Annotated in this window: 14 protein-coding genes; 3 read left to right on the forward strand and 11 right to left on the reverse strand. The window is 69.7% G+C overall.

Going from position 1 to position 14407, the window contains the following annotated elements:
* Positions 1-187: 187 nt before the first annotated feature.
* From ITJ44_RS07330 to ITJ44_RS07360, 7 genes are all read right to left on the reverse strand, one after another.
* Entirely contained in the window at positions 188-2389 is a 2202-nt protein-coding gene (locus tag ITJ44_RS07330; RefSeq protein WP_370551647.1) for a glycoside hydrolase family 36 protein, read from the reverse strand.
* Positions 2386-3279, reverse strand: coding sequence for a 2-hydroxy-3-oxopropionate reductase (locus ITJ44_RS07335; protein ID WP_194634187.1), 894 nt, complete (start codon positions 3277-3279; stop codon positions 2386-2388). Before ITJ44_RS07335 ends, ITJ44_RS07330 begins: the two co-directional genes overlap by 4 nt.
* 46 nt (positions 3280-3325) lie before the next feature.
* On the reverse strand, positions 3326-3976 hold the full coding sequence (locus ITJ44_RS07340) for a bifunctional 4-hydroxy-2-oxoglutarate aldolase/2-dehydro-3-deoxy-phosphogluconate aldolase (protein WP_194634189.1): 651 nt from the start codon (positions 3974-3976) through the stop codon (positions 3326-3328).
* 460 nt (positions 3977-4436) lie between these two features.
* Complete coding sequence (locus tag ITJ44_RS07345) at positions 4437-5759, reverse strand: glucarate dehydratase family protein (RefSeq protein ID WP_194634191.1); 1323 nt, start codon at positions 5757-5759, stop codon at positions 4437-4439.
* Between the two features lie 5 nt (positions 5760-5764).
* On the reverse strand, positions 5765-6703 hold the full coding sequence (locus ITJ44_RS07350; RefSeq protein WP_194634193.1) for a carbohydrate ABC transporter permease: 939 nt from the start codon (positions 6701-6703) through the stop codon (positions 5765-5767).
* Entirely contained in the window at positions 6700-7539 is an 840-nt protein-coding gene (locus tag ITJ44_RS07355) for a carbohydrate ABC transporter permease (RefSeq protein ID WP_228494838.1), read from the reverse strand. The genes ITJ44_RS07350 and ITJ44_RS07355 overlap by 4 nt, the downstream gene beginning before the upstream one ends.
* A gap of 140 nt (positions 7540-7679) precedes the next feature.
* Positions 7680-9026 carry a sugar ABC transporter substrate-binding protein gene (locus ITJ44_RS07360; protein ID WP_194634197.1) on the reverse strand — a complete coding sequence of 449 codons (1347 nt, stop codon included), beginning with the start codon at positions 9024-9026 and terminating at the stop codon, positions 7680-7682.
* Between the two features lie 119 nt (positions 9027-9145).
* Here ITJ44_RS07360 and ITJ44_RS07365 point away from each other — a divergent pair, with 119 nt between their 5' ends.
* The 3 genes from ITJ44_RS07365 (at position 9146) to ITJ44_RS07375 (ending at position 12169) form a co-directional block, all read left to right on the forward strand.
* Positions 9146-9919 carry an NAD(P)-dependent oxidoreductase gene (locus ITJ44_RS07365; RefSeq protein WP_228494872.1) on the forward strand — a complete coding sequence of 258 codons (774 nt, stop codon included), beginning with the start codon at positions 9146-9148 and terminating at the stop codon, positions 9917-9919.
* Complete coding sequence (locus tag ITJ44_RS07370) at positions 9916-10749, forward strand: IclR family transcriptional regulator (RefSeq protein ID WP_370551648.1); 834 nt, start codon at positions 9916-9918, stop codon at positions 10747-10749. The genes ITJ44_RS07365 and ITJ44_RS07370 overlap by 4 nt, the downstream gene beginning before the upstream one ends.
* 256 nt (positions 10750-11005) lie before the next feature.
* Complete coding sequence (locus ITJ44_RS07375) at positions 11006-12169, forward strand: glycerate kinase (RefSeq protein ID WP_194634201.1); 1164 nt, start codon at positions 11006-11008, stop codon at positions 12167-12169.
* 308 nt (positions 12170-12477) lie between these two features.
* Here ITJ44_RS07375 and ITJ44_RS07380 read toward each other — a convergent pair whose 3' ends face one another.
* From ITJ44_RS07380 to ITJ44_RS07395, 4 genes are all read right to left on the reverse strand, one after another.
* Positions 12478-12777 carry a hypothetical protein gene (locus ITJ44_RS07380; RefSeq protein ID WP_194634202.1) on the reverse strand — a complete coding sequence of 100 codons (300 nt, stop codon included), beginning with the start codon at positions 12775-12777 and terminating at the stop codon, positions 12478-12480.
* Positions 12778-13050: 273 nt separating this feature from the next.
* The gene (locus ITJ44_RS07385) at positions 13051-13266 is read right to left on the reverse strand and encodes a hypothetical protein (RefSeq protein ID WP_194634203.1); all 216 of its coding nucleotides are present in this window, start codon (positions 13264-13266) and stop codon (positions 13051-13053) included.
* Positions 13267-13352: 86 nt separating this feature from the next.
* Positions 13353-13706, reverse strand: coding sequence for a transcriptional regulator (locus ITJ44_RS07390; RefSeq protein ID WP_194634204.1), 354 nt, complete (start codon positions 13704-13706; stop codon positions 13353-13355).
* Positions 13699-14283: a hypothetical protein gene (locus ITJ44_RS07395; RefSeq protein ID WP_194634205.1), complete on the reverse strand. Its 585-nt coding sequence runs from the start codon at positions 14281-14283 to the stop codon at positions 13699-13701. The genes ITJ44_RS07390 and ITJ44_RS07395 overlap by 8 nt, the downstream gene beginning before the upstream one ends.
* Positions 14284-14407: the final 124 nt, after the last annotated feature.

The raw sequence follows: 14407 nt of genomic DNA on the forward strand, positions 1-14407 counted from the left end.
CGCGGGAATCGCACGCGCGATCTCCTGCCGCGACCGACGATGAGCGCTCCCGGACGCGGTGCTCCGCGGCCGCGCTCCGACAGCCAGCGGGACGTCCCACGACCCATGGCGTGCGAATCGGGTCGCCGCCCTCGAGCGTCATGCCCGACCGTCTCCACCGCCGGTGGCAGCTCTCCGACGCCCTCGGTCATCTCGGCGTGCTGCGATCCCCGTCGAGTTCGTACACGCGTGCGGAGACACCCGGAGACGAGGGGCGCATCTCGAGCCGGCCGTCCTCCGTCCCGGCGATCGTCCAGGCCGCCGCGGATGCCGGATAGATCTGCCGGAGCGAGGCCGGCGTCGCATCGGCGCCGAGGTCGAGGGCGAGGGTCTCGACGGTGGATTCGCTGCGGTGCCAGACGTAGAGGAGTGACCGGCCCGGGCAGCGAAGCCGCAGGGACAGCACCGGCGCGTCCCAGCCGGGGTAGCCGCTCGGCCACTCGGGGACGGCATCCGCGATGTCGGGACGCATCGCCTTGTGCATCCGGACCGCCTCGTCGACGAGGGCGAACTGCTCCTCCTCCATCCGATCCAGGAAACCGGACAGGTACAGGCGTCCGGACAAGCCCGTCACCATGGTGAACGCGATCTCCTCCTGGCTCATGCTTGCCTGCGGATAGGCCCAGCTGGCCGCCTGTTCCGGGAGCATCTGCATCGGCGCGGCGGCGGCGATGGGCGGGTACGACCGGAGATCCTGCTGGTCCGATGTCGACTGCAGGTCGAAGACCTCCATCATCCCGAAGTCGGAACGCATGGCGCCCGAGCTGCAGTTCTCGAACGCCACGTCCGGATGCCTGGCTCGGAGAGCGGCGAACCAGCTCAGGTGCGCACGGTTGTGCGCGAGCAGCCCCGCCCCGACCGAGAAGGCGTCGAGGTCCGTTCCCGCACCGGGAGTGACGTTGTAGTCGAGCTTGAAGAAGCGCACGCCGAAGTCGGCGATGAGTCGGTCGAAGGTCCGATCGAGGTGCGCTCGGGCTGCCTCGTTGCGCAGATCGAGGAAGTAGCGGTCGTGTTCGCGGACACGGATCCCGTGCCGCTGCATGAACGCGGCGGCGGGGAGCGTCTCGGCGAGGGGGCTATGGACGCCGATGACCTCGGGCTCGAGCCAGATGCCCACCTTCATCCCATGGGAGCGGATCGATTCCGTGAGTCGTGCCAGTCCGCCGGGGAAGCGCCGCGTCGACGGGAGCCACTCGCCGACGCTCGACCACCAGTCCCCCTCCTCGCTGTCGTCGTACCAGCCTGCGTCGATGCAGAAGCACTCCGCTCCGACTGCGGCGGCGGCAGCGATGAGCGGGAGCAGGCGCTCGGTCGTGGGATCCCCGAGGATCGTGTTCATGAAGTCGTTGAAGACCAGGAGCGAGGACGTGTCTCCTCGCTGCGCTCGTCGGAGCCAGCGACGGTGCCGTGTCAGCTCGGCGACCGCGCTTGCCGCGCCGGCGCTGCCGACGGTGAAGGACGCGGGGACGGACTCGAAGCTCGCTCCGGGCACGAGTTCCTCGGCCCAGTGATGATGGAGATCCGTCGGGCCGAGCAGGACGAGAGCCAGCGCGTCCTCGCCTTCGCGCTGGTTGTCGAGTTCCCAGCGCCAGCCGCCGTTGTGCTCCAGCTGCCAGGCGATCGCTCGACCGGAGACAGGGTGTTCGAGCACCCCTGTGGGCAGCGCGCGCGCGGTCGTCCAGGTCGATGTCCCTGTCGCGGCCGTGTACCCGCGCCCCGGCTGGTGGTTGATCCCGGAATGGAAGTCACCCAGCCCGGCCTGCGACCAGGCCTTGGTCACCACCCACCGATTCTCCGCGAGCTGCTCGCCGGAGCCCGAGTGCAGGAGCGCGTCGTGCGGATCATCGCCATGACTGACGAGCGCACCGACGGCTACCGTGGACAGCGCTTCCAGCACGACCGGCATCTGGCCCTCATTGCGGACCGACGTCCTCACGCGGGCACCCGCGATGTCGGGAGATGCCGTGAAGGTCACCGTCACGAGGAGACCCGTCCGAGCATCGCGCTGATCGATCTCGAGGCGCGCGACGCCGTCGACCGTCGCTTCTCGGACGTCGATCAGACGAAGGCGCGCGCCCACCCCGGTATGGGTGAACCGGGTCGTGTTCCGAGCGCGGCCGTCACCCGTGACGATGGCCTCGACGAGCGGCTGCGTCGCCTCGGTGACCACCTGCTCCGGCCCGGCGTCCATCCCCACGATCCGGACCGGGTGCTCCCCAGCACCGAAGGACACCGTCAGGGCGCCGGCTCGCCAGACGAAGATCTCCTCGGTCGGCGTCACGACATCGGCTACTGACGATGGCTCGCGAACGGCATCCGCGCCCGTACGTGCCCCCTCCGCGCGGATCACGCGCTCCTCACGCTCTCGCGACCGGAGAGGCGCTCCACTCCGAGCAGCAGAGCGGAGTGATCCAGCCCGCCGTCGCCCTGGGCGACCATCGACGCCATGAGCTGGCCGAGCAGTGCTCCGACCGGGACGACCACGCCCGCTTCCCGGGCGGCCGCCAGCACTATGCCGAGGTCCTTGTGGTGCAGTTCGATGCGGAAACCCGGCGCGAACGAGTGGGCGATCATCCCGGCCGCCTTGCGATCGAGGATGCGGTTGCCGGCGAGACCCCCGGCGAGCACGCTCACGGCGGCCTCGAGATCGGCGTCGTGGGCATCGAGGAAGGTGAGGGCCTCAGCGACGAGCTGGAGGGTGCCGGCGACGATGAGCTGGTTCGCGGCTTTCACCGTCTGGCCCGATCCGCTGGGTCCGACATGCACGATCGTGCTGCCGATCGCAGCGAAGACGTCGCGCGCGGCCTCGAAGTCCTCAGCCGCACCTCCGACCATGATGGACAGCGTGCCGTCGATGGCGCCCTGTTCGCCTCCGCTGACCGGGGCGTCCAACGCCCGCACGCCGACGTCTCCAGCCGCCTCCGCCACCCGGCGGGCCGTCACGGGCGCGATCGAGCTCGCATCGATGAGCAGCGCACCGCGCTTCGCCGAGTCGAGCACTCCACCCTCTTTGAGCACGACCTTCTCGACGTCGGGGGAATCGGGCAGCATGGTGACGACGACGTCGGCGTCTTCCACGGCATCGGAGACGCTGTCGGCCCGCTGCCCGCCGTACTCGACGAGAGCGTCGAGAGTGCCCCGGGAGCGGTTGAAGCCCGCGACGTCGAAGCCGGCGTCGACGAGGTTCTTCGCCATGGGCAGTCCCATGATCCCGAGTCCGATGAAGGCGATCTTCTGCATGAGGTTCCTGAATCTGTGTGTGGGTGTGACGGGATGGGAGAGGCGGTCAGGCCGGCTGTGCGGTCCGGCGTGCCGCGACGGACTCGACCACGAAGCGCGCGCGTCCACGCAGCTCATCGAGGCTGCCGTCGTCGAGGGCGTCGCGAAGGAGATCCCTGCTCAGACCGACGATCGACGCGCCAGCGTCGAGGTAGTCCGCGGCCTGACCGATCAGCACGCCGCCGGTGGGGAACAGGGAGACCTCGGGCAGGGGGCCGATGAGCTCTGAGAGGTAGTCGAGGCCGCCGACCGGCCCGATCGGTGACACCTTGACCGCTTCGACCCCGAGCTGCCAGGCATGGACGATCTCCGTCGGGGTGAGGGCGCCGGGAAGGAAGGGCACACCGCGCGCGGCGGCAGCCGAGACGAGTTCGGGAGAGGTGATCTGACTGACCAGGAACTGCGCCCCGGCGTCGATCGCCCCGTCGACCTGGGCGAGGGTTCGCACCGTGCCCGCGCCGACCACCGCGCCGGAGGGCATCCGCCTGCGGATGTCGGCGATGACCTGCAGGGCTCCCGGCGTCGTCATCGTGATCTCGACAGCCGGGAAGCCTTCGTCGAACAGCACGTCGCAGACAGGGAGGAAAGCGGTCGATCCGGACGCGCGCAGCACTGCCACGATCGGTCGGTCGCCGAGTCGACGGGTCAGCTCAGTCATGGGAGGGCTCCTTCGCGAGGGGTGACAGGGCAGTGCGGGTCCGGGAGGAGTCGGGGCAGGTCGGGCGCGACCGGTGACGAGTGACCACCGGCTGCGATCCCATCGGCGTGCGTCAGTGCGAGCCGGGACCGGCCGGTGATCATCGCGTGGCCCAGTGCATCGCGGGCCCCGGCGGACGAGTCGTGCTCGGCCCGTGCCGCACCGTCGCGGGGCGCGAGGCGTCGGCCTGCCCATGCGCGCTCCCGCACGGGGACGTCGAGGGGGGCGGCGGCGCCCTCGACGACGCGTCGCCGGGGATGTCGCGGCGTCGCCGCCCGGACGGAGTGGGAGGCGGCCGCCAGAGTGACGCTCGAGACACCCAGTCGTGCGATGCGCCGAGCGGCAGCGGGGGCGCCCACGACGTCCCACGGGTAGAGGTACGCCGTCGGGTCGACGCGCGAGCCTGTCTGGATCGCCGCCATCAGAATCGGGGAAGCGTCGGGTCGTAGTCGGGGTCGATCGAGCGCATGTAGACCGTGTCCGCGCGGGTGGTGCGGCCCGACTCCACGTACACGCGGTGCTGGCGCTCGAGGGCCTCGAGATCGAGCTCCACTCCGAGGCCCGGGCCGGTGGGCACGGCGACCGAGCCGTCTCGGATGGCCAGGACCCCGGGCTTCACGATCTCGTCCGCATGGTTCCACGGGTAGTGCGTGTCGCAGGCGTAGGTGAGGGTCGGTGATGCCGCAGCGACGTGCGTCATCGCGGCCAGCGAGATGCCGAGGTGCGAGTTCGAGTGCATCGACAGACCGATGCCGAGCGTGTCGCAGATGGCGCCGAGCTCTCGGGTGTGCCGGAGACCGCCCCAGTAGTGGTGGTCGCTCAGGATGATCTGCACGGCGTCCTTCTCGAGCGCCTCCCTGATCTGCTCGAACGCGACCACGCACATGTTCGTGGCGAGCGGGATGCCGGCGGACTCCGCCACGGCCGACATGCCGTCGAGGGTGAGCGTCGGGTCCTCGAGGTACTGCAGGACGTCCCGGAGCTCGTCCGCGACCATGAGGGAGGTCTCGACGGTCCAGGCGCCGTTCGGGTCGATGCGCAGCGGGTGATGGGGGAACGCCTCCGCGAGCGCGCGGATGGCCGCGATCTCCTGCTCGGGCGGGAAGACGCCGGCCTTGAGCTTGATCGATCCGAATCCGTACTCGTCGATCAGCTGCCGGGCCTGCTCCACGATCCCTGCGGGGTCGAGCGCTGCGCCCCATTCGTCGTCGGTCGTGCTGCCGTCGGCTGCCGGATGTCCGGCCCACTTGTAGAAGAGGTACGCGCTGTACGGCACCTCCGTGCGGACGGCGCCGCCGAGCAGTTCGCTGACCGGGACTCCGATGATCCTGCCTTGGGCGTCGTGGCAGGCGACGTCGACGATCGAGTAGACGACTCGGCGCTGGATGCGTGTCAGGTCGCCGGTGTCGCCGCCCAGTGCCGTGTTGATCGCCGCTTCGATGCCGTTGAGGTCGAAGACGCTGAGCCCGAGGACGGCTGGCCTGATGGCCTCGAGCCGGTCGAGGACCTCACGCTCTCCCGAGCCCTCTCCCAGGCCGATGACGCCACCGTCGCCGACGACCAGCTGGATGATCGTGCGGAGAGCGAGCGGTTCGTGGACGCCGTTGGAGTTCAGCAGCGCGGGGTCTCGGAAGGCGATCGGCGTGATGATGAGGTCCGTGATGCGGTGGTCCGACCTGCCGGTGGAGTCGAACTCGATCGGCTGCCCGTCGGGAGTCGAGGGGGTGGGCGTGAGGATGGTCATGGTCGTCAGCCTTTCGTTGCGCCGGACGTGATGCCGCGGATGAGCGACTTCTGCATGAGCAGGTACACGATGAGGCTGGGGATGAGAGCGAGCAGAGCGCCGAAGAGCAGCACGCCCGGGCCTGTCTGGGCGTCGGTGCGCAGAATGCTCAGGGCGACGGTGAGGGTGTAATCGCTCGGATCGTTCGCGGCGATCAGAGGGAGCAGGTACTGGTCCCAGATCATCATGAATCCGAAGATGGTCACGACGCCGAGCACGGGCTTGCACAGGGGCAGGATGATCGACCAGAGCATCCGCAGCTCGCCGACGCCGTCGAGGCGGGCCGCCTCCTCGATCTCCTTCGGGATGTCCTTCATGAACTCGGTCATGAGGAGGATCGAGAACCCCCAGACCGCGACCGGCAGGATCACGCCGAACACGGTGCCCCTGAGGCTGATGCCGAGCACGGGGATGTTTCCGATGACCTGCGAGAGCGGGATGGCGATGACCTCTTCGGGCAGCATCATCGTCAGCAGGAAGAGCAGCAGGACGATCGACTGCCCGCGGAAGCGGTGTCGGGCCAGCGCATAGGAGGTCAGGATCGAGATGGTGATCTGCAGCAGGAGTCCGCCGCCGACGATGACCAGCGAGTTCGCGAAGTACCCCCAGATCCCCTTGTCGGTGGCGACTTGAGCGGGCAGGAGGGACGGGTTGTTGGGCAGGAGGCTGACCCTCGTCGAGTCGGTGCTGGCGTCGAACGCTCCCGAGATGATGGTGACGAAGGGAGCGGCGAAGACGAACAGCACCACGGCGCAGATCAGGATGCGCACGGCGGTGGCGAAGCCGAGCCCGGGACGCCAGCCCAGAGCCGTGTCGAACTGCGTGTTCGCGCGGGTGGCCTTGTCCTTCGCCGGCCGCAAGGCGGTGATCGCCTTGTCGGGTGCGGCCTGAGGAGCGGGGATCATGCGGCGGCCTTCCTGGAGGTGATGATGCGGACCCCGAGGGTGAGGACCAGCGTGGCGACCAGCAGCAGCACGGACGCGGCCGACGCCACCCCGAGGTTGTTGTTCTGGAAGCCGAGCGAGTAGACCCGGGTCATCCACACCTCGGTCGAGCCGGCGGGACCACCACCGGTCAGCACGTACACCTCGGTGAACGTCCGGAGGCTGCGGATCGCCGCGAGGGTCAACACGACGGAGACCGCGGAGCGCAGTCCCGGCAGGACGATGTAGCGCATGCGCTGCCACACGGAGACTCCGTCGACGGCTGCGGCTTCGTAGAGCGTGCGATCGATCCCGGCGAGCCCGGCGAGGATGATGACCATGTTGTAGGGGGCGCCCGTCCAGATGCCGACGACCATGACGGAGAGGAGCGCCGAACTCGGGTCGCTCAGGAACTGCTGGGCGGGCAGGCCGAAGAAACCGAGGATCGAGTTGATGAACCCCGTCTCGGTGGGGAAGTAGAGGATGCGCCAGATCTCGCCGACCACCGCGAGAGCCGTGACCACGGGGAGGAAGACCGCCGTGCGCACCAGGAACAGGCTCCGCGACTGGCCTTCGAGCAGCAATGCGAGGAGGAAGCCCAGGAGGAGGGCTCCGATGGTCTGCCCCACGCCCAGCACGACCGTGTGCCCTAGCGAATCCAGGAAGCGCTGGTCGGAGAGCACCGCGCTGTAGTTCTTGAAGCCCACGAAGACGTCACCGAGGAAGGGCTGCACTTTGAATGCGCTCAAGCGGAAGCCCTCGACCATCGGGATGAACTTGAACACCAGCGCGAAGACCAGGCCGGGTACGAGGAACATCCAGGGGATCAGCGAGCGGAGCGTGAAGCGGGGCCGCCGGGTGCGATCTGCGTCAGCGCTCCGAACCGTGGGGGGCATCGACCGTCGGCTCTCGAGGCCGACACCCCCCGAGATGATCGGCCGTTCGGCGGGCGTCGAGGTCACTTCAGCAGATCCTGGTTCTTCAGTTCACTGGTGATGGTGCTGTCGATCGACGCCAGGCCGGCCCCGATGTCGCTGTTGCAGTCCGACATCATCGCGTTCATGCCGTCGGCGAGGGCCTGGCGGATGGGGTTGTAGTTGATCGACCACGTGAACGTCTTGGCGTCGTCGTCGTAGGAGTCCGCGACCACCTTCCACCTCGGGTCTCCGAGCACCTCGGCGACATCGACGTCCTTGTTCACCGGGAGACGCACGACGGGCTGGCTCACCGTCGTCGAATCGGCAGGCTGGACGTCCATGGCGAGCTTCTGAGCCTCCGGGGAGATCAGGTACTCGGCTAGGGCCTTCTGCTGCTCGGCCTTCGTCGAGCTCGCGCCGAAGTAGATGTTCTCGCCCTCGGCGAATGTCGTCGTGCTGGCAGGACCGGAGGGCATGGGGACGACCTCGACGTTGTCCTTCCCCACTGCGCGGTCGAAGTTCGGGATGTTGTAGGGCCCGGTCAGGTACATGCCCGCGGTGCCCTCCGCGAAGAAGGGCGAGTCGCCAGTGGTCAGGTTCAGCGACCCCGGCACGACGTTGCCCGGCGTGCAGAACTGCGTCCGGATGAACGACATCGCCTCGGCGGTCTCGGGAGAATCGATGACCGACTTGTAGGTGCCCTCGCCGTCGCTCTCGATGATGTCGCCACCGGCCTGCCAGATGTAAGGCGCACCCCAGCGGGCGATGTAGGCGCTCTTCGCGGTGCCGGGAACGACCATCCCGTAGGTGTCTGCCTTGCCGTCGCCGTCGGGATCCTGGTTCGCGAAGGCCGTGGCCATCGCCGTGAGATCGTCCCAGGTCCTCGGCTGGTCCAGGCCGAGCTTCTCGCGCCAGTCCTTGCGGACGATCAGCACGTTGGTCTGCCGCGAGAACGGCACACCGTAGATCGAGCCGTCGAGGCCCTTGTTCTGGTCCCAGGTGGACTGATCGATGTCGTCCTGGCCGTCGATGCTCGATTGGTCGATCGGCAGGAGCAAGCCCTGGGAGGTGTAGTTGCCGAGTGATGCGGCGTCATTGATCATGACGTCGGGAAGGTCCTTCTCCGACGCTCGCGCAGCGAGCTGCGTGTCGAACTCCTCCACTGCCTGGTAGTTGACCTCGATGCCGGTCTTCGCGGTGAAGTCGGCGAACACCTTCTCGTAGGTCTTGGCCGCATCGGCAGTGGACCGGGTCCATACCTCGAGGGGCTGACCGTCGTCGCTGCTGGACGAGCTGCCGCCGCCCGTCGAGCAGGCACTCACCGAGCCCGCCAACGCGAACGCTGAGACCACGGCGAGCGTCCTGCCAGCCAGAGAGAACTTCTTCATTGACGCTTCTCCATTCACGTACGTAAACACGTTCCATCTTTGTGAACGTGTGCGCTAAGGTACATATCAGATTCGGTGCCGTCAACAAGGGAGCGTGTGCGATGGGGCGACGCGTGCTCATGACCGGTGGTTCAGGAGAGGTCGCTTCGCTCATCCGGCCGATCCTGGCCGATGCCGGATGGTCCGTCGTGCTCCTCGACCTCGTGGAACCGCGCGAAGCACTGCGCTCGTCCGAGACCTTCGTCAGCGGCTCGATCACCGATTCGGAAGTGGTGACGACCGCCTCGAGGAGCGCTGATGTCGTGGTCCATCTGGGAGGCTTCCCGCAGGAGAGACCGTGGCCGGACATCCTCTCGACGAACGTCGACGGCACGCGAACGGTGCTCGAAGCGGCACGATCAGCCGGTGTCATGAAGATCCTGCTGGCGAGCTCGATCCACGTGGTCGGTCACGCCTCGGCGGCCGAGACGCGGTCGGCTGTCGAGCTCTCCCCGCGCCCCGACTCCTACTACGGCGTCAGCAAAGCGGCGATGGAGGCACTCGGCTGCTTGTACGCCGACCGCTTCGGCATGACCGTCGTCTCGGCGCGCTTCGGTACCACCGAAGCGCTGCCCTCGAATCGGCGTTCTCTCTCGGTGTGGCTGTCGCCTGGCGACCTCTGCCGGCTCATCGAGGCGACGGCGACCACCGCGCAACAGGGTGGCCACGTCATCTGGGGCACCTCGGCCAACACACGGGGATGGCTGAACCGCGAGGCCGGCGAGCGAATCGGATATCGTCCACAGGACGATGCTGAACAGTGGGCGGCCTCCCTGGGGAGCCCCGACCCGCTCCCGTCGACCGACCGGGTCGGCGGCGGCGTCATCGATGGTGCGCTCGGGGAGGCGTGGTGAAGAGGACGATCGAGGTCGATGCGGGGCCACGCGAACCCGAGGTCGCGGCCGACCTCGGTGCGGGTCCGGTGCGTACGGTGAAATCGGCCGAGCGCACCCTGACGATCCTCGAGACGCTCGGGAAGGCCCGCTCACCGATCTCCGTCACCGAATTGCACCGGCAGATGGGATACCCCCGGTCGAGCCTGCACCAGCTGCTGCACACGATGGCCGATGCGGGCTGGATCCAGTTCACCGATGACGGATCGGGCGTCGAGATCGGTCATCGGGCGCTTGTCGTCGGTACCTCGTACCTGGACCGCGACGGGGCGGTGCAGCGAGCGACTCGGTCGCTCGAGCTGATCCGGGACGCCTCGGGGTACACCGCCCACTACGCGCGGTTGCAGGGTCCCAACGTCATCTACCTCGCCACGCGCGAGGCGAGCGAGTCGCACCGGCTGACCTCACGCGTGGGCCGCCAGTTGCCCGCACACGCCACGGCGCTGGGAAAGGCGCTGCTCGCCGAGCTCAGCCCCGACGAGGTCTCGGACGTGCTGCCACCCGGCCGGCTGCCCGGCCTGACCGCCAATACGGTGATCACTGCCGTCCATCTGGCGGAGCAGCTGGAGGAGACGCGGGCGCGCGGCTACTCGATCGAGCGTGAGGAGAACACCCTCGGAGTGTCGTGCGTCAGTGCCGTGGTTCCGTACCGCATCCCCGCGACGGACGCGATCAGCTGCTCGATCCCGGTGGCAGAGGCGACAGCGACAGAGCTCGACCGGGTCGCGGTGATCGTGCGCCACCACTCCAGGGGCCTGGCTGAGGACCTGCGCAGGGCGGGGATCCGCTGAATGCCGCCTCGCTTCCGTCGCACGGACTCGGTTCGCGCGTCGTCCGAGGGATCCGCGGCGGTGCAGCGGACGTCGCACCCGTTCCCGATGATCGACGACGCACTCGGACGCGCCCGGCGCGAAGCCTGATGCCGCTCAGCGCCTCCGCGTCGAGATCGCGATCCGCTCGTGCCCCCAACCCACCTTCAGGCTCGCCCCCCCAGATGCCTCCGCGCCCGGACACGAAGGACAGCCCCGTCATGAAGCCCGGCCCGCGATGAAGATCGTCCTCGCACCCGACTCGTTCAAGGAGTCCATGACCGCAGCAGAAGCAGCCGCGGCCATGACCAGGGGCGTGCGCGCGGTGCTTCCCGGCGCGATCTGCGTCGAGGTCCCGATGGCGGACGGCGGCGAGGGAACCACCCGGGCGCTCGTCGCCGCGCTCGGAGGCCGGTACGAGGACGTCGCCACCCTCGACGCCCTCGGCCGGCCATGCGACGCGGTCATCGGGAACCTCGGCGACGGACGCGCCGTCATCGAAGTCGCCGCCGCTGTCGGCATCGAACGCATCCCACCGGAACAGCGCGACCCCCTCCGCAGCGACTCCCGCGGCGTCGCCGACCTGATCCGGCACGCCCTCGACTTCGGCGCCGACCACCTCATCGTCGGCCTCGGGGGATCTGCGACCAACGACGCCGGAGCAGGACTGCTCGTCGGGCTCGGAGCACGTCTGCTCGACCGTCATGGGGCTCCACTGGCGCCCCGTCCCGTCGACCTGCACCGCGTCGTCGACGTCGACCTCAGCGGTCTCGATCCCCGCCTGGCACGCACGCGCATCGAGCTCGCCTGCGACGTCAGCGCACCACTGCTCGGTCCCACCGGAGCCACGGCCGTGTTCGGCACGCAGAAGGGAGCAGGGCCCACCGACCTCGCCACCCTCGAGCAGGGCCTGACCGCATGGGCAGACGCGCTCGAATCGCGCCGAGGACGCCGCTACCGGGACGTCCCCGGCGCGGGTGCCGCTGGTGGGCTCGGGTACGCGCTCCTCGCTCTCGGAGCCATCCCACGCTCCGGCGTCGACGTCGTCATGGAGGCGGTCGGCCTCGACCGACAGCTGCAGGACGCCGACCTCGTGCTCACCGGCGAAGGCGCCCTCGACGCTCAGACCCTCACCGGCAAGACCCCCGCCGGCGTCGCCGCATGCGCGCGACGCCACGGCGTCCCCGTCCTCGCCTTCGCCGGTCGCGTGTCACTCGACGCGGACGTCCTGCTCCAGCACGGCTTCACCGCGATCGTGCCGATCCTCCACGAGCTGTCCGATCTCCCCTCGGCACTCGCCGGGGGCGCGCGTAACCTCGAGACGGCCACAGCCACCGCTCTTCGGATCCTCGGGCTCGGGCGAGCCCTGAACGCCGGACAGGCGCGCAGCACGAAGCTCTGACGAGACGGCACAGCGGGCTGTCCCGAATGGCACGAACGCGCCGAAGAGCCGTGACGACATCTACGACCGAGCTCGGCCCGAACGCACTCGGTGAGGATGCCCCGATGCCCGGCAGCGCCCCGCTTCGCGTCGTCGACCAGCCCTGCATCCTCGCCGGGCGGCGCCGCCCCGGCACCACTCGCGCGCCGCTGAGCGCAGGAGGACGTCGTCGCGCATCCATCCATCGGCCGCCCAGATCACGATCACCGTCCCGTCGCCCCCGGTGAGCTCCACCGCCGGGCGCGACGCCCGATCCGCCGGGTGACGATCTACCCATCCCCGCCCGGTGCCTGCGGTCGTCGTGGCATGAGCCGCGCCGGATCCAGGGGCTCGCCGTCCGGTCGCGCGCCCGTCTCCGCGGGGCCGGCCGGCGACGGGGTGGCTGCGTCGCGCGACGCCCGCTCCAGCGCCTCCAGCCGCTTCTCGATGCGCTCGGTCGCGCGCCGCGTCCGCACGACGGAGACCGCGATGACGATGCCGAGCGCCACGTAGGCGAGCGGGATCAGCGTCGACAGCAGCGCGCCGAAGAGAAGGGGACCTCCCGCCCCGCCGGGCACGGTCGGGGCCACGAAGGCCGGGACGGCGACGAGGTCGAGTGCGGTGATGGGGTCCTCCAGCTGTCGGCGGGCGCGTCCGGGCGACGCTACCCGCGGACCGGCGCAGGTGGAAGGGGTGTGGCCCGGCCTCCGTGCACGGAGGGCCGGGCGGTCGGACGCTCTCCCCCGAGAGGCCGACGCTGCGCGAGGACCGCCCACCCGAAGGGCTCGTCCCGCTGATCGACAACGTAGGCCGACCGAGAACTGCATGCATCTGCATCGACGTTCCGCGGCTAGTCCACCCGGTCAGCCGACGGTGTCGCGCGGATCCGTGCCCGCCTCCCGTGCCCGCCGCACGTCCCGGGAGACGAGCCGCTGGAAGAGCACGGCGAGCACGGCGATCCCGACCGGGATCCACCCCCGCGGGTTCCCGACCACCAGCCCGGCGACGCCCGCGAGCCCGACGGCGATCGCGGTGCCGTACGTGATCCAGCGGCTGCGGTGCAGGAAGGAGAGGTGCATGGGACCACCCGCGCAGATGCGTCGACGGCCCCGGGCGGGCTCCGGGGACGCAGCGGAGCGGGGCACCCGAGCGGGCGCCCACGGCCTCAGCCTCCCCGCGGAGCCGCGCCGTCGTCGAGCCGCGCCACGATGGCCCGCAGCGCGTCCGCCTCGATGCGCAGGGCGTCGGCGCCGCGCGGGGTGAGGGCGACCCACGACTTGCTCCGTCGGCCGTCGTAGCCGCGGCGCGTGGTGACGTGGCCGGCGCCGGAGAGCACCTCGAGGTGTCGTCCGAGGTTGCCGTCGGTGAGGTCGAGGGTCTGCTTGAGGAAGCGGAAGTCGGCCTCGCCGGCCTCGAGCAGCACGGTGAGGATCGCGAGCCGGGTCCGCTGGTGGACGGCGTCGTCGAGGGACCGGAAGTCGGCCGAGCGGTCGGGGCCCTCCGCGGCCCCGTCAGCCACGGGAGCCCCGCGTGATGCGGTCCTCCTCGCGCCAGGCGATGACGCCCAGGCCGACCACCGCGAGCCCCATGAGCATCAGGACGATGTCGTCGGCGGACGGCCGGATGAGCGGATCCCCGGTGATGAACCGCCCGTAGGGGGCGACCGCGTTCTCCAGCAGGAAGAAGCTGAGCGGGATGGAGACGACGGCGACGACGGCGCCCGTGATCCACTGCCGCCGGTCCTCCAGCCGCCAGCCGACCGCGAACAGCAGCGCCCCGAGGAGGAACGCGGGCCCGAGCAGGAGCGGGATCAGCAGGAAGGTCGCGACGACGCAGGCGACGAGCACCACGAGCCCGATCCGCTCGCGCCCCATCCCCATGCCCTTGCGCGCCGAGACGATGCGGAGGGAGAGCCAGAGCCCGACCGCCGCCAGGATCGTCGCGATGGATCCGGAGACGCGGCCCCCGATCGGCAGCTGGCTGCTCGTGAGGATCGCGACGAGGACGACGGCGAGGCCGACCGCGATGAGCGGGATCGAGGACACGCGCCGGAGGGCGTGCACGCGAAGGTGGAGGTGCGTCGTGGTGTCGGTCATCGTGCTCCCTCGTCGTGCGCTCTGTGATGCAGAGCTCCGCGCTCTGTAGGGCAGAGCTTGCCACTCTGCGATGCAGAGCGCAATGGATGCCCGCGCGGCGGCGGGCTGCCGGGGAGCTCCGACC

Source organism: Clavibacter sp. VKM Ac-2873, from assembly GCF_015351075.1.
Taxonomy (GTDB): domain Bacteria; phylum Actinomycetota; class Actinomycetes; order Actinomycetales; family Microbacteriaceae; genus Clavibacter.